The sequence below is a fragment of the Bacteroides rodentium JCM 16496 genome, assembly GCF_000614125.1.
GTDB classification, from domain to species: domain Bacteria; phylum Bacteroidota; class Bacteroidia; order Bacteroidales; family Bacteroidaceae; genus Bacteroides; species Bacteroides rodentium.
Genome location: NZ_BAKJ01000020.1, coordinates 30,937 through 51,641, shown reverse-complemented (window position 1 = coordinate 51,641; position 20,705 = coordinate 30,937). Strand labels below are relative to the sequence as shown.

General features: G+C 48.3%; 15 protein-coding genes and 2 pseudogenes. 6 read left to right on the top strand and 11 right to left on the bottom strand.

Translation table 11 applies throughout. The annotated features are described in order from the left end of the window. Window positions 1–70: 70 nt before the first annotated feature. From JCM16496_RS10720 to JCM16496_RS10705, 7 genes are all read right to left on the bottom strand, one after another. Window positions 71–790, bottom strand: coding sequence for a DUF3823 domain-containing protein (locus JCM16496_RS10720; RefSeq protein ID WP_025834217.1), 720 nt, complete (start codon window positions 788–790; stop codon window positions 71–73). Window positions 791–815: 25 nt separating this feature from the next. Next, window positions 816–1,625, bottom strand: coding sequence for a RagB/SusD family nutrient uptake outer membrane protein (locus JCM16496_RS23725; RefSeq protein WP_244440322.1), 810 nt, complete (start codon window positions 1,623–1,625; stop codon window positions 816–818). Next, entirely contained in the window at window positions 1,610–2,779 is a 1,170-nt protein-coding gene (locus tag JCM16496_RS23720; RefSeq protein WP_244440321.1) for a RagB/SusD family nutrient uptake outer membrane protein, read from the bottom strand. Before JCM16496_RS23720 ends, JCM16496_RS23725 begins: the two co-directional genes overlap by 16 nt. A gap of 13 nt (window positions 2,780–2,792) precedes the next feature. Beyond that, window positions 2,793–3,971 carry a SusC/RagA family TonB-linked outer membrane protein gene (locus tag JCM16496_RS23715; protein WP_244440320.1) on the bottom strand — a complete coding sequence of 393 codons (1,179 nt, stop codon included), beginning with the start codon at window positions 3,969–3,971 and terminating at the stop codon, window positions 2,793–2,795. Further along, window positions 3,950–5,224, bottom strand: a complete 1,275-nt coding sequence (locus JCM16496_RS23710; protein ID WP_244440319.1) for a SusC/RagA family TonB-linked outer membrane protein — start codon at window positions 5,222–5,224, stop codon at window positions 3,950–3,952. Before JCM16496_RS23710 ends, JCM16496_RS23715 begins: the two co-directional genes overlap by 22 nt. Beyond that, a complete protein-coding gene (locus JCM16496_RS23705) occupies window positions 5,221–6,210 on the bottom strand; it encodes a SusC/RagA family TonB-linked outer membrane protein (protein WP_244440318.1) in 990 nt (329 codons plus the stop codon). The genes JCM16496_RS23710 and JCM16496_RS23705 overlap by 4 nt, the downstream gene beginning before the upstream one ends. A gap of 235 nt (window positions 6,211–6,445) precedes the next feature. Further along, the gene (locus JCM16496_RS10705) at window positions 6,446–7,453 is read right to left on the bottom strand and encodes a FecR family protein (protein ID WP_128809542.1); all 1,008 of its coding nucleotides are present in this window, start codon (window positions 7,451–7,453) and stop codon (window positions 6,446–6,448) included. Between the two features lie 152 nt (window positions 7,454–7,605). Between JCM16496_RS10705 and JCM16496_RS10700 the strand changes: the two are divergent. From JCM16496_RS10700 to JCM16496_RS10685, 4 genes and pseudogenes are all read left to right on the top strand, one after another. Continuing rightward, a pseudogene (locus JCM16496_RS10700) lies at window positions 7,606–8,183 on the top strand (RNA polymerase sigma-70 factor). 354 nt (window positions 8,184–8,537) lie between these two features. Then, window positions 8,538–9,032 carry a hypothetical protein gene (locus tag JCM16496_RS10695; RefSeq protein WP_025834213.1) on the top strand — a complete coding sequence of 165 codons (495 nt, stop codon included), beginning with the start codon at window positions 8,538–8,540 and terminating at the stop codon, window positions 9,030–9,032. Beyond that, the gene (locus JCM16496_RS10690; RefSeq protein WP_025834211.1) at window positions 9,029–9,958 is read left to right on the top strand and encodes a ThuA domain-containing protein; all 930 of its coding nucleotides are present in this window, start codon (window positions 9,029–9,031) and stop codon (window positions 9,956–9,958) included. The genes JCM16496_RS10695 and JCM16496_RS10690 overlap by 4 nt, the downstream gene beginning before the upstream one ends. A gap of 5 nt (window positions 9,959–9,963) precedes the next feature. Further along, window positions 9,964–12,414: a glycoside hydrolase family 9 protein gene (locus JCM16496_RS10685; protein ID WP_025834208.1), complete on the top strand. Its 2,451-nt coding sequence runs from the start codon at window positions 9,964–9,966 to the stop codon at window positions 12,412–12,414. 6 nt (window positions 12,415–12,420) lie between these two features. On the opposite strand, the gene JCM16496_RS10680 is transcribed toward JCM16496_RS10685, so the two are convergent. Continuing rightward, window positions 12,421–14,364 (bottom strand): hypothetical protein, encoded by a 1,944-nt coding sequence (locus JCM16496_RS10680; RefSeq protein WP_128809541.1) that lies wholly within the window; start codon window positions 14,362–14,364, stop codon window positions 12,421–12,423. Window positions 14,365–15,154: 790 nt separating this feature from the next. Further along, window positions 15,155–17,788, bottom strand: a complete 2,634-nt coding sequence (locus JCM16496_RS10670; RefSeq protein WP_025834204.1) for a valine--tRNA ligase — start codon at window positions 17,786–17,788, stop codon at window positions 15,155–15,157. A 101-nt stretch (window positions 17,789–17,889) separates the two neighbouring features. Here JCM16496_RS10670 and JCM16496_RS10665 point away from each other — a divergent pair, with 101 nt between their 5' ends. Beyond that, window positions 17,890–18,936, top strand: a complete 1,047-nt coding sequence (locus tag JCM16496_RS10665) for a DUF3810 domain-containing protein (protein ID WP_025834202.1) — start codon at window positions 17,890–17,892, stop codon at window positions 18,934–18,936. A gap of 11 nt (window positions 18,937–18,947) precedes the next feature. Further along, window positions 18,948–19,738, top strand: a pseudogene (mazG, locus tag JCM16496_RS10660) (nucleoside triphosphate pyrophosphohydrolase). Window positions 19,739–19,835: 97 nt separating this feature from the next. Here the strand turns inward: mazG and JCM16496_RS10655 are convergent. Next, entirely contained in the window at window positions 19,836–20,309 is a 474-nt protein-coding gene (locus tag JCM16496_RS10655; RefSeq protein ID WP_025834200.1) for a hypothetical protein, read from the bottom strand. A 25-nt stretch (window positions 20,310–20,334) separates the two neighbouring features. Continuing rightward, the gene (locus JCM16496_RS10650) at window positions 20,335–20,700 is read right to left on the bottom strand and encodes a hypothetical protein (protein ID WP_005831990.1); all 366 of its coding nucleotides are present in this window, start codon (window positions 20,698–20,700) and stop codon (window positions 20,335–20,337) included. Between the last annotated feature and the right edge of the window lie 5 nt (window positions 20,701–20,705).

Genomic DNA, 20,705 nt, shown 5'->3' with positions numbered 1-20,705 from the left:
TCAACCATGTCTCCCTTCACATCAAAGGGACTTGTTGCGACAAATATAGTCTTTTTGATATATCCGCTTCCTAAAATGATATAGAAACCAACGGGCTATAATTATGCCGGATAGTACCTACACTCGGAATATCCGCTTTCGCACCAATGCGGAAGAAGTAGTTCTTGCCGGTATATTTGAAAGAACTCTTGTTGGCATCAATGTCAATAGCCAGTCTATACGTTTGAGAGGGGTCGATATCAATAGCAGGAGCAAAGTCCATCTTGTCGGTACCACCGCTAAGACCAAACTTCACAATATTCCCGACCCACATATCCGAGAATGCAAACAACTGGATAGAAGAGAGCTTTTCATCACCCTTTCCGCCTTCCAACGAGAAAGTAGCCACTATCTGATTGCCGTTCTTCTCAATCTTCGGATTCTTGATGCGGATATAGGGAGTCACCTTGAAGTCCTTGGTATTGTCGCCTTTCTTCACTACCACATCTTTCTCTACAAAAGGATAGCAGTTGTTGTTTTCCATACGGATGTCATACGTTGCGGCAAACACCAGATTGTTGCGGTATTCACCCGTATTCATGAGTCTCCAGCTTTGAGTCTGCGGATTTTCAAATCCTAACTCTACCACTCTCAATTCACCCCCATCCTGCACATCCATACCCACCAGTTCACCGGTCTGTGCATCAAGGATAGAACCGTGAATGGAAGCGTTTGGGGCTTCATAATTATCTATTTCACAAGATGTCAGTGCAAATAAGCAGCTTGAAATCAGTAACAATATCTTTTTCATAATCTTCTAAGATTTTAGTTGAGTATTAATAACCAGGATTCTGAACTAAGCCATTCGTAGCAGTACCGGGAATGCCACGGTAATAAGATTGCGGTGCAAAGGTACGACCGTTTTGCTTCTCATCGCCGTGGAAGTTTGCACGTACGAAGATATACGAAGGTGTATCGGTGCGCAAGTCAATCATCGGAACAAGAGCCGAACGCATACCACCGTTATAATAGATGTGATTGTCACGACGACGAACCATGTCCCAGAAACGTTTTCCTTCAAAAGCCAGTTCCACACGGCGTTCCTTCAGGACGTTCTCCAGAGTAAGCGGAATATTGTCTGTGTGGGCAGCACGGTGACGAAGGGCATTCAGCAAGGCAGCAGCCTTGGCACGGTCTCCCTTACCGCTTTCAACCACGGCTTCGGCATAATCCAGATAGATTTCGGCCAAACGGATATCAATAAACGGAGTGGTCACGGAATTGTCGCGGCTGGAGAGAGAAGAAAATTTCTCTTCTTCCATATACTTACGTACAGAGAAGCCTGTAGTAGTATAGTTGCCGTTTTCCGAGTTACCGATATTGCCGAAACCGGAGTAACCGCTCGTACCTTCCGCACCGAAAGCAAAGTAGGTCTTTCCATCCTTACCTACGGCTGATGAATTGTTATAGACAACAACGCTGCCATTGGTTTGCACCAAACCACCTTGCATAAGAATAGGCACACCCGCATACGTTGAACCGGGAACGATGATACTTGCCTGCAAACGGGCGTCCTTATTCTGGAACGGCTCTGACAAGCTACCATACTGAATGTAAGGATCACCGGCATTTACACTACCCGGCAATTGCACATTGGCACATTTGCCTCGTTGCCATCGGCACGGGTCTTGATAGGGGCACTCTTGCCTGTTCCGTCGTCGGTATAATCTTCGAACAAATCAACCAAGTCAAGCGTAGGACTGAAACGGCCGTAGCGCAAAGCACCGGGATTCACTTGTGCCAGACTGTAGAACAACGACCAGCCATGACCGGAACGGTTGTTATTGACAGAGCCATCTACATAGCCGCGTGACAGCAACACCTCATCTACCGGCGTAGACTGGATGAAAAGTTTCTGGAAATTCTCGCGGGCTTCGGCCACGCTTGCCGGATTCGCTCCATAAAGTGAACCGCCATAGTTGCTCAGAATCTCTTCGGCTGCCGAGATACATTCACCATAGAAATAGTCGGCCTCACTCTTGTCTATACCTACCAATTTCTGTGTAACGGCATCGCCTGCCAACGGAGCTTTGTCCCAATACTTAGCCAAGGAGGCAGCAAACAAGGCTGTGCGCGACTTCATACCCAATGCCCCCCACTTGGTGAAACGATAGCCGTCACGGGCTGCGGGAAGTTCCTTAGCCACATCGCCAAATTCCTTGATGATGAACTTCCAAGTATCCGCCTCCGTGCTACGGGGCACCTTCAAAGCATCCGGATTGCCCGGTACGTAATCGCCATCCTGTACGCGGTCGATGACGGGCACGCCACCGTAACGTTTTGCCAGACCGAAATAGATATAGGCACGGGCAAACCGGGCTTCAGCAATCATACGGGTGGCATCTTCCTGATTCAAGATACCTTTTTCCAGAGAAGATTTCACCGTTTCTATAAAGATATTCACCTGACGGATGTCACCGTATGGCCAATAGTCAAAATTCTCGGTAATGCCACCGCCACCTTCGCTACGTGCTGCCTCGTCAGAAAGGAAAGCAATGTTGGAAGTACCGTTCACGCCATCATAATTGCGGGCATTGAAACCCGTATAGGGACGGAAAACAAAATCTTCCATAGGCACCGTGGCATATACATTTGCCAACAGGGCTTTCATACCCCCATCAGTCTCAGTCAGTCTGTCTCCCGACACTTTGTCGAGAGGTTCCAATTCCAGGAAACTATCACAACTTGAAAATCCTACAAGAGCACAAAGTGCCAAAGCGGACAATATGTTTTTCTTCATAACAATCTAAGCGTTAAAAATTAATATTCAAACCAATGTTATATGCCTTCATCAACGGATAGGCCAAGCTGGCACCCCAGTCGCGCTCTTCACGTTCGGGGTCCGCGTCTTTCAGCAAGGAATTACAGAATGTCAAAAGGTTGAAACCATTTACAAAGACACGGAGGTCGCTGATGCCCACCTTACGGGTAAGATTCTTTGGAAGCGTATAGCCCAATTCCAAACTCTTCAAACGCAGGTAAGTGGCATTCGGGTTCCAGAAAGGAATGGCACCCACACCCCAGCTGTTACCATTGTCCTGCGTACCGGTGAAGTCGCGGCGCAAAGCGGGGAACTTGCCCGACACCCACTGAGTGGAAGGATTGTAAGGGTCGTCGGTGATATTGGCTGTATGCCAACGATCCATGTACTTCTTCATCAATGTGGGGTTTGTCTTGGATCCATAACCGAATACGTCATCGTTGGCATAACCGATGACATAGCCGGCAGCACCCTGGAACAAGACATTCAGGTCGAAGTTCTTGTAAGTGAAACCTAAATTCAAACCAAACTGATAAGGAGGATTGGCTCCGGCACGGCGTGATTCGGGCAATTGGTCTTCGTATGAAATCACTCCGTCACCATTACGGTCCACAATGCGGAAGGCACCCGGAAGCATCATGGAGTTACCGTTGCTGCCGCCATAAAGAGGAGCTGTCTCAAACTCAGAGATATTTTGGAACTGTCCGTCTGTCTTCTGAATCCACATACCACCACCGGAATGGTTCCACATACCACCAATGGTACGGTTTTCGTAACCATTCAAGAAGCGGTCCATGGAGCTTTGGTAAGGAGCATGTTCTACTTTCAGATATTTATAGCGGGTAAACGAATAGTTGGCACTGATGGTATATCCCCAGTCCTTTCCAATCTTGCCACGCGTACCGAGTTCAATCTCCAGACCTCTGTTTTCTTCAGAGTTGATGTTCTCTTGCGGGAAGCTTGCACCGAAAGTATTGGGAATATCCTGGCGGCGGCTTGCCAACAGACCATCGTTGACACGGCGATAGATTTCAAATGTACCGAACAGTTTTCCGTTCCACAGGTCGAAGTCCACACCCAGGTTGGCAGTCTTTGTCACAACCCATGACAGATTGTCGAGAACGACACCCGGAGCTACCATGCCCATGGTCAGCTTGTTGCCATCGAGCACATAGCCAAGCTGCCTTGCGTATAACCTGCCACATACTGGAAGGCATTACCGGCATCATATCCGCTCTTGCCATAAGAAGCACGCACCTTCAAGTTGGAAACAAACGGCAATTTCTCTTTCATGAATTTCTCTTCAGAAACACGCCATCCGGCACTTACCGAGGGGAAGAAAGCCCAACGATGCCCCGGAGCATAGCGATAAGAACCGTCATAACGTCCTACAACTTCCAGCAAGTACTTGCCTGCAAAGTCATAATTGGCACGTACCAAGTAGGCGGCAAGGCGGGTCTCGTTGCGATAGCCGCTATTGGTTGCCGTGCTGGCATCGGCCTGGTTCAGGATGTCGTTGCTGAAATAACCATCGTACAAGCGACGTCCGTACAATTCATCGTAGCGGCTGCCCGATGCTTCGACAACACCTGTCACATTCAGGTTGTGCTTGCCAAAGCTGTTCATATAGTTCACTTGGGCACGTCCGTAAAGCTTTTGGAAAATACCCATCGTGTTCTGGTAGCGGTTCTCGCCGTATGTCTTGGTGGGCTGGTTGGTGAAGTAGTCGTACAACTGGTATGACTTCTGCAACTCAGAGTTATTGCGGTTGTTACCATTGAAAGAACCCAGAACACCTACGCTCAAGCCCTTGACGAAAGGCACTTTCCAAGTCAGGTCAACGTCTGCCGAATAGTTCACACCACGATTGCGGCGATAACCGTCCTTATCGGGATCAACCAAAGCTGCCGCATTCTTGCTTTCGGGAGCGATGTCTGAATAGTGGTCGGTAGAACCGATGGCATAAGGACCTACACCACGGTCGTTCACCAACAATGTCTTGAAAGTCCACATAAAGTCTTCGCGGGGGCGTTGTGTCTGATTCCAACGACCGGCAACCTTTACGTTCATGGTCAATCCTTTGGCCAGTTCGGCTGTAACGTTGGAACGGAAAGTGAAACGCTCGTAATACTGGACGCCGCTCTTCAACAGACCATTGTCACGGTTGTAACCGGCACTGACGAAATACTTCACCTTGTCGGTCCCCCCACGCACGGAGAGGGTATGGTTGGTGGCAAAAGCCAGCTTGTTCATATACATGTCAATCCAATCCCAGTCTTGATAACCTTCCACGCCATTCTTATATTTATCCAGAATATCTTGTGAATATACTTCGGCTTTCTTTCCGTTACGGCTCATTTCGTTTTCCATCACACGGAAGGTGTAAGCATCTACAGTCTCTTCCATACCCGTGGCATGTTTCATACCGAATAAACCGGAATAAGAAACGCGTGTCTTTTCCGAAGCCCCTGCTTGGTGGTAACGATGATTACACCGTTTGCAGAGTTCATACCGTAGATGGCTGCGGAAGCATCTTTCAAGATGGAGATGTTCTCGATGTCCTCGGAGTTGAGCTGGGCGAACTCTTCGTATTCGCGCGTTACACCATCGATGACAATCAACGGATTACCACCGCCACGGATACTGATCATGTTGTCGAAAGTACCCGGCTCACCGGTTTTCTGACGAATCATAAGACCCGGCATCTTACCTTGAATGTTATTGATGAGGTTCTCACTCTTGGTTGTCTGAATGCTTTCTGAGGAGATGGCTGTCACGGCACCCGTCAACGACTGCTTCTTCTGTACGCCATAACCCACTACTACCACTTCGTCCAACACTTCGGCATCTTCTGCCAACACGATTTTGAAGGAAGTCTTGCCTGCTACACGGACTTCCTGGGTCTTATAACCCACATAACTGATGATAAGGGTGGCATCCTGAGCAACGTTGCTCAACGTAAAGTTACCGTCAATATCTGTAATGACACCATTGCCGGTACCTTTCACCTGAATACTGGCACCGATGACCGGTTCGCCTGTGGCATCGGTCACCGAACCTTTCACCGTCAGCGTCTGCATAGTTGCCTGCACCCCATCGGCTCCTATTGCCTTATCATAGAGGACGATGTTGCGGTCGAGCACTTTATAGCCTACGTTGGTTCCTTTGAACACATCGTTCAATACCTTGAATATAGTCTTATTATTGGCTTGGACCGATACGCGGCGTTTCACATCAATCTGCTTGTTGTTGTAGAAGAAAACAAATTCGGTACCTTGCTCTAATTCTGTCAATACCTCATCGACAGTCTTGTCTTCAAGCGCAAGGTTTACCATTGTCTTTTGGGCATAACCTTCATTAGCCATGGTCATACCAACCAGACAAAACAACATAAATAATGCACATCTCATAGCAAGAGGGATTTTTTTCATGCACCTCATCAGGACACTTTTTGCCCTAAACGATTGGATACAACAGTGTTTTTTCATAATTTTGTATTGATTTCTAGTGAAAAAATAAAGTTTCTTTATCTGTCGCCAAACAGATATTTAAAAGTTACTGTGTTTCATGCAGGAAAATGCGCCAACATTTTTCTGCATGTTTTTTTATACATGCTACTGTTTCATCATACTGTTTTTTTTTAAGTTAATAAACTTCTATTACCTGTCTCTCTGTATTTGCGCCGTCATCTTCCACATACTTGAAGTGTATGTTCGAAGATATACGGAAATGCTCTAATATACGTTCCAAACGTTGTTTGGTGAATGTGGCTGTAAAAGAATTTTGCATTAACGAAGCATTCTTCAACCTAAACTTCACATTATACCGTTTACTCAGATTCTTTAACACCGTATCGAACGGAGTATTCTTAAAAATCAGGCGTCCGTCCTTCCAACTTGTCGCTACATCTACATTGACCTTCTTCAAAATCACCTTCCCCTGTTCTATGTCATAAACGGCCTGCTGCCCCGGCTGCATTCTTACCAGGCTTCTCTTGCCGTTGTTCACATAAGAGAAGCTGACACTGCCCGAAACCAAAGTGGTCTGAACAGTATGGTCCTCGCCGTAGGCCTCTACATTAAACTCAGTGCCGTGTACCGACACCTCCGATCGGTTCAGTGTGCCGACTACAAACTGCTTCTCACTTTTTACGACCGAAAAGAACGCCTCGCCTACCAAGTGTACTTCCCGCCTATCGCCTGCAAAACGAGAAGGATAGCGCAACTGCGAAGAAGAGTTCAGCGTCACTTCCGTCCCGTCCGGCAATTCGACCGTCGTTGTCATTCCGGGATTGGTGCGGACTTCCATCATCCGTACTTCCTCCTGTTTTCCCTTTCCTATATAAAGCATGAACCACGATATTGCCAGAGGGATGAATAAAATGGCGGCCGCCCGTTGCATCCCTATCAACAATCTGTGATACCTATTCCCTATATTCATCTTCCGATGTACAGCCGACAAGGCACTCCCGACATCTATCTTGGATGATGCCTGCGCCACGTTTGCAGCCAAGACTATCATCTGGATTTGCAGCGCTGTCCTCTTGTTTTCTTCAGAAGCGTTCAGCCACTCCTCTACCCAAACCGTTTCTTCTTCGGTCGTCACTCCTTCGTAGTATCGAAGCAGCAAGTCTTCAATTGCTTCTTTTTCCATGGTATCTATTTTTAAAAAGATTTTCTCTTCTATACTTTAAAGACGGACGGGAGAAAAGGATTCCTAAATGAAAACCAAAAAAATATTTTATACAGCTAAAAAATAATTAGAAAAAAGGCTACTTTTGCATAACAAAAAAGAATCTCCATGCTATGAAGGACATGTCATCAGAAGATATTTCTCTATTATCCGCCATCCAGAGGGGAGACAAAAGCGCCTTTGACATGCTGTTTCAGAAATACTACACGGTGCTCTGCACGTACTGCCATCGTTTTGTCCGGCTGGAAGATGCGGAAGAGATTGTACAGGATGTCATGCTATGGCTTTGGAAGAACCGCGAAAAGCCTGTTGTAGAATATTCACTCAAACAATACTTGTTCAAGCTGTCTATCACCGCTGCATGAGCCGGATTGCCCAAAACGAGGTGAAGCAGCGGGCAGATACCGCCTACCACGAACGAATGACCGCCATGCTGCACGAAGTGGACGTCTGCCAAATCAACGAACTGAGCAAACACATACAAAAGGCCGTCAGCGAACTGCCTCCTTCTTATAAAGAGGCTTTTGTGATGCACCGTTTCCGGAACCTGAGTTACAAGGAAGCTGCCGAACAGCTGAATGTCTCTTCCAAAACCGTGGACTACCGCATTCAGCAGGCTTTGAAGATACTGAGAAACAAGCTGAAAGATTATCTGCCATTGGTATTGCTGCACCTGCTCACCTCGCATTAAAACCATACACAAGCGGAACGTCCCCTATACCTTGTCGGCTACACACCGGGACTTAGCCCTAAAGAGTATAGGACTGAGAGGTCAAAACATCCGGATGTTTTACCCCAATACATGGGGATGTTTTCACCCAAAACACCCGGATGTATTGCCCTAAAACATCCGGGTGTTTTAATGGAAAGGATGCGGATGTTATGACCTCTCAGTATACGGGTCAGACCGGTTCAGTCCTGATGGGAGAGACACTAAGTCCCTATACATCCCGTATTCATTAATTATTCTAAAAAAAGTTAGGGAAAACTCCGGGCCACCGGTCATATAAGCAAGAAGTAACCCTATTATTATCATAACCTCAAAATGCACGCAATGAGAAAACTGATTATCCTATTGTCGGCGCTGGTGTACGTCATCCATGCACAAGCACAATTTTCAGTGACAGCCCACCAGGAAGGCTGGGACAATATTCCTCCCAAAGCACAAAAGCCGGGCTTTTTCTTCCAGCAATCCGTATTTGCCAACATGGACGGAGACGAAGCCCTTGAAGAAGTAATGCTTTTCGGACGAGACAACGGACACTACCCCACTTTCGACCTTTTCAAGGCATACTATGTAATCGTAGACAACTATACCAAGGAAATACAATATATCTCTGACGAGATTTATGTCACCGACAAGTACAATCTCCTTGTAGAAGACCGCAACAATGACGGTATCTCCGAACTCTACATATCCTACTTCAAAGACGGAAAGTTCAGCGTAGACGAACAAGGCTACAACCTGCGCGCGACACGCTGCTACGACCGCATAGAATGGAACCCTACTGGCAAAAACTTTAAATCTTCCGGAAAATGAAAACAAGACTGACACTTATCCTGGTACTCCTTATATATATAGGAACCGCCCCACACGCATACGCACAGCAAAAGAAAGTTATCAAAACCATGATGATAGCCGGACAGGACGGCAGCCACTACTGGCAGGGCGCCTGCGAGTGCATGAAGCAGATACTGGAGAACAGCGGAATGTTCAAGGTGGACTTTGCCTTCACCCCGAATTTCGGAGGAGACATCGCTGCCTTCAATCCCGACTTCGGGAAATACGATTTAATCGTCATCAACTATGGCGGAGCCACGTGGACCGAAGCGGTGCGCAAAAGGTTTGAGAAATACGTTGCCGATGGAGGCGGCGTAGTCGTGATACACTCTTCCGTTGTCCCCATGGCGGACTGGAAGGAGTACAACGAGATAATAGGCATGGGCGCCTGGGACGGACGAAACGAAAAGGACGGCCCGTACCTCTACTGGAAAGACGGGAAATACGTCTACGACTACTCTCCGGGATATGCCGGCTATCACGGTTTGCAACACGAAACCGTCATAGAGCACCGTGCTCCGCAGCATCCCATCCTGCAAGGACTGCCCACCGAATGGAAGCACTTCAAGGATGAGATATATACCCGTCTTCGCGGTCCGGTGAAGAACATGGAAATCCTTGCCACAGCCTACGAACGCGGTCGCCACGAACCGTTGATGTGGACCGTAAGCCACGGGAAGGGCCGCGTATTCGTTGACCTGCTGGGACACTGCGGCAACGACCCGAACATGACTTACTCCATGCTCTGCACCGGCTTCCAAGTGACCCTGCTCCGGGGATGCGAATGGGCCGCCACAGGGGCCGTCACCCAAGAAGTACCGGCAGACTTTCCGCTGAAGGACACCTACACACTACGTCCGGAGTTCAAAGCTCCCTTCCATGCTTACCCCGAAAATAAAGATTGAATACCATGAAACACATCATCCGAACCCTGCTGCTGGCATGCTGCTGCCTGCAAGCACAAGCACAAGCCCCGTGGAAACCCGATGCGGAGCTGGAGAAACAATTGCAGCAAAGCAACTACGTGCACCGCATCATGCAAGCCAACCCTGCGCACGCCGGACTGACGCGCTGGGAAAAGAAGGAGGTGCTGAAAAGCCGTGAACTCCCCCTTGCAGAAGACTTCAAAGCCCTGCGCCACACCGGACCCGGAACCATACACGTGGACCGGAAAATCACCATCTCCGGCAAAGGAAGCGTACGTCTGGACACGCCTGCCTCCCTGGGCAAGAAGAACCCGACCAACCGCAACTACGCCACTCCGGAGATTATCCGCCCCCTCGACCGGGAAGACTTGCGGGAGTACAACCGCTTTTCCGTCTGGGTATACGTGGATGCACCGGGCGTCTACCTCACCTTTGCCGGATTCACCTTATACAATGAAGGAGAGAAAATCATGCCGACTCCCGGACGCTTCGAAGGACAGCACTTTGAAACGGTCTATCCTAACAAGTGGCAGCGTATCATCTGGGAAATACCCGACCTCTACCGAGACTGTGTCACCGGCTTTTCTGTAAACATCATGCTTGCCGGTGCCCCTGCCGGAGCCAGCGAACGTATGAGCCTCTACATAGACGACATGCGCATCGAGAAGGTGGAAGCGGAGAACAGCCGGGGATTCGACCTGCGGAAAGATGCGATAGCCTATTGCCACAGCGGATATAAACCGGGAGCACGCAAGCAGGCACTGGTTCAGCATACGCAGGAAAAGGAGTTCAGCCTGCACGATGCCGTCACGGGACAAACCGTCTATCAAGGTACGGGAAACCCTATGAGCCAAGACTACAAGCAGGATAAGAAACAAGGCAAGAAACAGGACAACAAATCTGGCAAAGGCTTCCTTGTTCTGGACTTCAGCGACTTCAACACGCCGGGGCGATACTACCTTTCCATAGGCGACGTGCAGTCCAAGCCCTTCCCCGTCGGGAATGATGCCTACCTCTCCACAGCATGGCACACGCTGAACTTCTTCTTTTCCGAACGTTGCGGCTTCGACCAGCCCGGCATCCATCAGGAGTGCCATCAAGATGTCTTCGCCTACCACCCCGACGGGCGCAGCATGAGCGTTGCCGGAGGATGGCACGATGCCGCCGACCTGACCCAAGGAACGGGCAACACCGCCGAATCGTGCATCGCCCTCCTCGAAATGGCAAACGCCGTACAAGGCAAAGACAGTATCTTTTACGAACGCCTGCTGGAAGAGGCACGCTGGGGAGTGAACTGGGTGCTTCGTACCCGCTTCGGCGACGGCTACCGGCTGGGTGGACTGATTATAGGCATCTGGACCAAGAACATCCGCGGCGACAAAGACGACATGCAGACCGAAGCCCGAAACACGCCTACAGACAACCTGAAGGCCGCTTCCACCTGTGCCCTCGCCGCCCCTCACTTTGAGAAGAAAGACCCGGTATTCGCCCGCTGGTGCCGGAACAGCGCCATCGAGGACTTCCAATTTGCCATCGACCTGCTGGACACGCAACGAACGGAACAGAACGAAACCGAACTTTATGCCCTGGCCACCGTCACAGCCATGCGTTTGTACCGCCTTACACAAGATGTTTACTATCTGGATTGGGCAACCCGGCTGGCACGTACCGTCATGGCGGGCCAACAGTTGGAAAAGCGTACCGACTGGAAAATCCCCCTGCAAGGTTTCTTCTATGAATCTTCCTCAAAGAAGCGCATCCTTGCCTACTATCACCAAAGCCAAGAGCACTTGATGGCCGAAGGTCTCTCCATGTTGCTGACAGATGCCCCCACCCATCCGGATGCCCCGTTGTGGCGAGCCTCCTGCGAAGCCTATGCAGACTATCTGCGCGACATCTCGCAACTGACAGCCCCTTACGGCATCCTGCCCAGCGCTGTATACGAAGTGGATAATACCGATTACAAGAACCTGTACCATGAAGGTGACAAAGTGGGGCTTCCCAGTCTGGAAGAGTACAATGCGCAAGTGCGCAACGGCATCCCGTTGTCGAAGAATTTCTATCTGCGCCGTTTCCCTGTCGCTTATCAGTTCAGGGGATTCCACGCCGTGGTGATGGGCAAGGCAAAGGCAGCCTTTATCCTGGCACGCCTGTTCGACGACAAAGCGCTGAAGGACATTGCCACCCGCCAGATAGAATATATATTGGGGTACAACCCATTTGCCATGAGTACCGTTTATGGAGATGGATATGACTATCCGCCCCTCTATGGAGCCTACGCAGGAGATGTGGTGGGTGCCGTGCCCGTAGGCATTGAAACATTCGAGAATGACGATGAGCCTTACTTCCCGATGCAGAATAATTGTACTTACAAGGAAATCTGGACACACACCACAGCAAGGCTGATGTGGTGTGTGGCAGAGCTGTTCAGGTAATCATCACTATTCATTCCACAAATCAGGGATAGCCCCATGTCCGCGGGCATTCTCCGGTTGACGGTCAAAGGGCTGTTTGGTTCCCAAGTGGATTTCATACAGCACTTTGGCCGTTTCCATCATGGCCTCCACTTGTTCTTTGTATGGGCGGTCGGTCACATCAATCAGTCCACAGTTGTAATTCTCCCCGTCATTGCGCCCAGTCAAATCTTGGTCGCACCACTGGAAGTATCCGGTACCTATCAGCCCGGGATGCGCATAGGCATGCTCCGTATAATAGCGGTAAGCCACCCCGCGCTGTTCCTGCGAATCTACTTGCCAAAGCGACTGTGCCATTCCCCGGTCCACCGTGCCAAAATGGTATTCACCGATAATCATAGGCAGATTTGCCACCTTGAGCGCACGATCCATCATAACCGGATTGGGCACCAAATCGTAGCAGTTGAAACTGAGCACATCGAATGATTCGCCGCATATCCTCAGAATCTCTTCATCCAGTTCGAGGATATTACCAAAACGGATGCCCAGATTCAAGTGGTGTGGGTCGTGCTTCTTCAAGAACCGGTTTGTGGCAGACAGAAAAGTGCGGAAAGTAGTAAAGACAAACTCCTTACGGTTCTGTGGAGTGTCGCCATTCTCTTGCAGATACTTCTTCAAAGCCTCTTTGATGGGACGTTCTTTCCCCTCCAGAATCAGGCTGCAAAGGCGTGCTTCCTCATCCAACCAGGCAGGCTCGTTGCCGATGAAGTAGCCTATCAGCCAAGGATTATCTTTATAACCGGTCACAAACTTCTCCAAAGACTTGTCCACTTTTGCTTCAAAAGCAGGGTCGTAGACATCGCAAAGTCCCATCAAATCGCGCTCAATGCCAATGCCATGCAAAGGTATCAAGAAAGCTTTCCGGTTCATATTCATGACTTCGGCACTCGACCAGTTGGCAATGGTATTCAGCCCCCATTTGTCCATGCGCTTGAATATCAATTCTTTTGATTTTTCGGGGAATGCCTCGCCATGTCGGCGATACTGGTTCCAGAAACCGAAAGAAGCGGAACAGCTGCCACGATAGTTGCGACCGGCAAACTTTTCCATCAACTCAGCAAGAGGAAGTTCCTTGTACATGCCTTCGCGATGCTCTGCACCGCGCACGATGCCTCCTCCACCGGGGCTCACACAGTCCACGCCAACGGAGAGGAACAAGTATCCTTCCGGGTCGACAAACCACCAGCGGTCATCAATCTTCTCGGTACGGAAGAATCCGGTAGCTTTTACCCGCCGCTGCTTATAGCCGCCAAATTTGGAATAGTTATAAGCATCGGTGGTAACCGCTTCATTGTCTTCGGCTTCCCACTCCCGCTGCAATTGCTCAAGGGAATGCACTTTTCCCTCATATTCCACCAAGTTGGACTGCCCGAACTCATCCACAGCAGGCACATCGCCCATATACATGTCTCCCGGGTCCTCACGCGACAAAGTCACCGAACGGATTTCAATCATCGGGTTGTGAATAGGCTTGCGCATGCGGATGCCAATGGAGTCCACACCTTGCAACGGGCCTCGGTTGCCTCCCAGATTAATCCATCCCATGTATCGGGCATGGTTAAAGGTAGCAGCCAAATCAACAGCCGCATCAGGCAGTTCGGTGAAATATTTTAAAGGAATGGCCAATTTGTTCCAGGCGTTAGGAACGTATGACATGATACGCAATTCATTGTAGCCGTAGTCGGAGGTGAAACCCAGATGGAAACGTTGGGCAGTGGATATCTTATACTCCAGTACCACAAACTGATACCCGTCCCAGTTATCCGGCAGTTCAGGATTAATGTCTTTCAGAGCAAATTTCTGCCCTGATACTTCTTTGGTACTGTCAAACAGGATTTTGAATGTCTGTTCCGCCGGCTTGCACTGCACGAACAACGACATTGCCAAAGTTGCCCATAAAAGGGGCTTCATGTTGTTTTTCATATTCAGGAATTTATTAGGGGTGAATAATTAATATCTTTATTCTACTTTAGTCGCTCTCTTGAATTAAAGACACATTCCCTAAACAAATTCCTAAATATTCAATGTATGTTTCTAAACATTGCTTCATATAGAAATGGTTGCCCAAGTCCAAGCATAAGATTACTGAAACATTTGAAAAGAAGCATATAAGATAAAAATACTGTCCCTTCAACACCTCTAATGAATGGATGCGAACAACCACCCTTTCATCCTTCATCGTCATTCAGAAAAAGACACATCAATAGGTTAATTGCATTTTAGGTTCATCCCTTCATAACTGCAAAAAAGCACGAATTCATCGGGATAATATATGACTGCACACCTTTTCAGAGCCCTTTCATATAGTTATTTTTTGCTACATGAAAAATTAAGCTGAAGGGATGAATGAAGAATTCAGGAAAGCCATAATAAAGGTAAAAAGAGATGAAAGGAAAGGAGACGGTACATCTATATATCCAGCGTGCTACATCTATATATCCAGCGCGGTGCATCTATAGATGCAGGATAGCAAATTTAAACCTAAGGTTTACGCTTGCCCAACCTTAGGTTTAGCGACATAAACCTCTATCTGAGTTGACAGCATCCGGTGTTTGAGCCGTCAGATACCGGACTTTGTCAGCTCAAACTCCGGTGTCTATCAACTCAGATAGAGGTCTATAAAATTGAAATCAATAAAAAAGGAAAGCCCCGAAGCCTTCAGACTTCGGAGCTTTCCTCTCATTTCATACTCTACAAACAATCATGCCTTCTTCAATGCCGCAATGCTTTCTTGCAGGGACTTGATGATACTTTCGGCATCTGCCTGCTTCTTGCGTTCCATCTCAATGACAGCGGCAGGGGCGTTGTTCACAAACTTCTCGTTGCTCAATTTCTTCAACACGCCTTGCAGGAAGCCTTGTTTGTGTTTCAACTCAGCTTCCATACGGGCTATTTCGGCTTCCACATCAATCATGTTGCCCAGGGGTACGGCATATTCGGTAGTGCCCACCATGAAGGAAGCGGCACCGTCTGCCTTGCTCTCTACCACATTGATTGCAGAGAGATTGCACATCTTCGTGATAACCGCGTTGAATGCCATAACCGGGTTCTCGCCGATAACCTGCAGTTCGAGTGCTTCTTTCTGGGCGATGTTCTTCTGCAAACGGATGGAGCGGATATTGCTGATAACCTCTTTTACCACCTCAAAGTTGCGAGTGATATCCTCGTCCGCCTGTGCCGACATTGACAGCGGGCTTACCATCAGGCTCTCGCCATCCTTGCGGTCGCAAAGATGTTGCCACAACTCTTCGGTGATGAACGGCATGAACGGATGGAGCAAGTGCAACAGATTGTCAAAGAAGCCGATAGTGGCATCATACACCTGCTTGCTGATGGGCTGGCCGTATGCCGGTTTAATCATCTCCAGATACCAGGAAGAGAACTCATCCCAGAACAGCTTGTAGACAGCCATCAACGCCTCGCTCAGACGATACTTGCCGAACAAGTCTGCCACTTCGGCAGCCACCGCATTCTGCTTGGACTCGAACCAGCGGATAGCCAATTCCGAAGCCTCGGGCACAGCGACTTCCGCACTTACCTCCCAGCCCTTGATCAGACGGAAAGCATTCCATATCTTGTTGTTGAAGTTACGTCCTTGCTCACACAGTGCATCGTCAAAAAGGATGTCGTTTCCGGCAGGAGCCGAAAGCATCATACCCATACGTACACCGTCGGCACCGTATTTCTCAATCAAATCCAGCGGGTCGGGAGAATTACCCAACGACTTGGACATCTTACGTCCCAGTTTGTCACGGACAATACCCGTAAAGTAAACGTTCTTGAACGGCATCTTGCCTTCGTACTCATAGCCTGCCATAATCATACGGGCTACCCAGAAGAAGATAATGTCCGGACCGGTCACCAGGTCGCTGGTAGGATAATAGTAGTTTATCTCCTCGTTACCCGGATTGTTGATGCCGTCAAACAAAGAGATGGGCCACAACCAGGAGGAGAACCAAGTATCCAGACAGTCTTCGTCCTGACGAAGGTCTTCCTGTTTAAGACCGGCATTACCCGTTTTCTCTTTTGCCAACGCCAAGGCTTCTTCGGGAGTGGCAGCCACTACATAACCACCTTCCTGCAAAAAATAAGCAGGAATGCGATGCCCCCACCACAACTGGCGGCTGATACACCAGTCCTTGATATTTTCCAACCAGTTCTTGTACGTATTCTTATATTTGGCAGGATAGAACTTCAACTCATCATTCATCACCGGCGGCAAAGCCATGTCGGCAAAGTGCTGCATCTTCAGGAACCACTGCATGGAAAGTTTCGGTTCGATGGGCACGTTGGTACGTTCGGAGAAACCTACCTTGTTGGTATAGGCTTCCACTTTCTCCAACAGACCGGCAGCAGCCAGGTCCTTCTCAATCTGCTCGCGCACATCGAAACGGTCCATACCGATATACAAGCCGGCAGCTTCACTAAGCGTTCCGTTATCATTGAAGATGTCGATGCTCGGCAGGTTGTACTTCTCACCCAGCATATAGTCGTTCACATCGTGGGCAGGGGTTACCTTCAGGCAACCTGTACCGAATTCGATGTCTACATAATCGTCCTCGATGACCGGGATAACGCGTCCTACCAACGGAACAATCACCTTCTTGCCCTTCAACCAAGTGTTCTTGGGGTCATTCGGATTGATACACATGGCGGTATCTCCCATGATGGTTTCGGGACGGGTGGTGGCAACCACTGCATAACGTCCTTCGGGGTCACCTTCTACCATATACTTCAGATAGTACAGCTTGCTGTGCTCTTCTTTGTAAATTACTTCCTCGTCACTAAGTGCGGTCAGTGCCTTGGGATCCCAGTTCACCATGCGGACACCACGATAAATCAGACCTTTGTTATACAAGTCTACAAAGACCTTGAGCACGCTTTCACTGCGTTTCTCATCCATAGTGAAAGCTGTACGGTCCCAATCGCAGGAAGCGCCCAGTTTGCGGAGCTGCTTCAAGATGATGCCACCATGTTCGTCAGTCCACTCCCAGGCGTGCTTCAAGAACTCGTCGCGGGTAAGGTCCGTCTTCTTGATGCCTTGTGCGGCAAGCTTGTTCACCACCTTGGCCTCGGTAGCAATGGAAGCATGGTCAGTTCCCGGCACCCAGCAGGCATTCTTGCCTTCCATGCGGGCACGGCGTACCAAAATATCTTGTATGGTATTATTAAGCATGTGTCCCATGTGCAACACACCGGTGACGTTTGGAGGCGGAATGACGACGGTGTAAGGCTCACGACCATCGGGTTTCGAACTGAATAATTTGTGGTCCAACCAATACTGGTACCACTTTCCCTCCACGTCAGCGGGATTGTACTTACTTGCTAATTCCATGTTTTTAAATCTCTATAATTAATTTATTGCGAATAACGGGCGCAAAATTAATGAATTAAAATTTAAATATATATTTTTGTCCCTACAAAACAGTATATAAAATGAGGGGGAAGCTAAAAATCCGATATATCATATTAATCGTATTACTGTCTATTGTATGGGCAACGCAGCTCATTCCAATATTGGGCGAAGTATATGCCCGGTCCATATACCCCACTATTTCCCATTTCTTGTCCTCCTTTTCAAAACTCATACCTTTTGCCGTAGGAGACTTGTTTATTTTCCTCAGTGTACTCGGCCTCCTTTTCAATCCAATCCGGGCACGCTATATCCAGAAAAAGAAGTGGAAACAGATTCTGCTGAACGAGATGGAATACTTGCTGTGGATATATGTATGGTTCTATCTGGCATGGGGACTGAACTACTCACAGAAAGATTTCTATGGCAGGACAAACATACCTTATACTGCCTATACTCCCGAAATTTTTCAGTCATTTGTTGACAGCTATATAGACAAGCTAAACGCTTCTTATACAGACATCACCTCCATTGACGAGCCACTTGTCTGCCGGGAAAGCGTATACGGATACAACCAAATCAGTGATACGCTGGGGGTACACCGCCCTCCTCACTCTTCTCCACGTGTGAAAACCATGCTTTTCACCCCGTTCATTTCCATGGTAGGCGTCACGGGAAGCATGGGCCCCTTCTTCTGCGAATTTACACTGAACGGTGATTTGCTCCCGTCGCAATATCCCGCTACTTATGCCCACGAGCTGGCCCACCTACTGGGCATCACCAGTGAGGCTGAAGCAAACTTTTACGCTTATCAGGTCTGTACCCGTTCGCAGGTAAAAGAGATTCGTTTCAGCGGGTATTTCTCTGTACTCTCACATGTGCTGGGTAACGCCCGCAGGCTGATGAGCGAAGAAGAATACGCAGAGCTTTTCAGCCGGATACGTCCTGAAATCATAGAACTGGCCCAAAAGAACCAGCAATACTGGATGGAGAAATACAGTCCGCTCATCGGAGACATCCAGAACTTTATCTACGACTTGTACCTGAAAGGAAACAAGATTCAAAGCGGACGCAAGAACTATTCGGAAGTAATAGGCTTGCTTATCTCATACGAAGAATGGAAAAACTAAATTTCAAAACCATGCATACAAGAAAAGAACAGATGGAAGCCTTCGGTCGCTTCCTTGACATACTCGACGAGCTCCGCGAGAAATGTCCCTGGGACCGCAAGCAGACCAACGAAAGCCTGCGCCCCAATACCATCGAAGAAACTTATGAACTTTGTGACGCCTTGATGCGCGATGACAAGAATGACATCTGCAAAGAGTTGGGTGATGTGCTGCTGCATGTGGCTTTTTACGCAAAGATAGGCTCCGAAACCGATGATTTCGATATGAAAGACGTATGCGACCGTCTTTGTGAGAAACTTATCTTCCGCCATCCCCATGTCTTCGGCGATGTAAAGGCCGAAACCGCAGGCCAGGTTTCTGAAAACTGGGAACAGCTGAAGTTGAAGGAAAAAGATGGGAACAAAACAGTGCTGAGCGGTGTACCCGCTGCCCTACCCTCACTCATCAAAGCCTATCGTATCCAGGACAAAGCCCGCAATGTAGGATTTGACTGGGAGGAACGCGAGCAAGTGTGGGGTAAGGTAAAAGAAGAAATCCAGGAATTCCAGGCTGAAGTCGCCACATGGATAAAGAAAAGGCTGAAGCCGAATTCGGCGATGTCATGTTCAGCCTCATCAATGCTGCCCGCCTCTACAAAATCAATCCGGACAATGCACTGGAACGCACCAACCAGAAGTTCATCAACCGATTCAACTATGTAGAAGCACACAGCATCAAGGAGGGTAAAAATCTCCATGACATGACGCTGGAAGAAATGGATAAGCTATGGAATGAAGCGAAAGCGTTGGAGAAGGAATCCTAGTATTCACCACAGAGGACACAGAGTCGCACAGAGTTTTTTCAGGTCACTGACAACATAATATAACTCTGTGCGACTCTGTGTCCTCTGTGGTGAATACTTATCTTTTCCCTAGCGATTTTCTCTGAGGGCCATCCCCCTTTTTATGCATGCCTTTCAGTAATTCACGGTGGAAACGCATCTCGGCTTTTTGCACCAGATAAATCTTTTTACAAGGCAATATCTTCTTGAACTTATCAAAGTAGGTCTTGTCCAACCGGTCAGAAGCAATACGGGCATCATATACACCTTCCATAATTTCCTCATACTGTGCTTCGGTTGTTTTTTCATCTTTCCCTTGCCGGAGCAACTTCCAAGCCTCGTCATTCAGCTGCTTTTTCCGGTCCTGCAATTCAAAATACAATGGGAAGAACTTGGCTGCCTCCTCACTTGTCAGTCCGGCTTTCTCCGTTATAAACGCTTTTTGTTTGGCACGAAACTCTTCAGGTGACAGATGCTGGTCACATCCATCGCTCGCCCAAAGCAGAGGCATAATGCCACATATCATAACCAATAAAACAATTAGTTTCTTCATTTTTAAATAGTTGAGTGTTGTTACCTTATTCTGCATCAGAGTCTGCCAAATAAACATACAATGAATAATCATCCAGCATGGAATTCTCTACAGCCATATTAATATATTCCATTTCTGTTTCCGTATCATCAGCAGCCATACGCTCTACAGATGGAGTATGCTCCGAAGAAGCTACACGGATAATCAATGCCGCACCTATAAACATGGCGGTCATATACAACCAAGGCCTTACCTTCTGCCACATTGTAGGCTCTGTCTGCACTGCAATGAGTTTTTCTTTTTCGGGAAGCCGGTTCATTACCTCTGAAGTAAGATTCTCAAAGTAGCCTTCAGGAACGCGGAAAGGATTTTCCGTCCCTATCTTTTTCTGTATTTTATCTTCTTCTTTCATAAGCT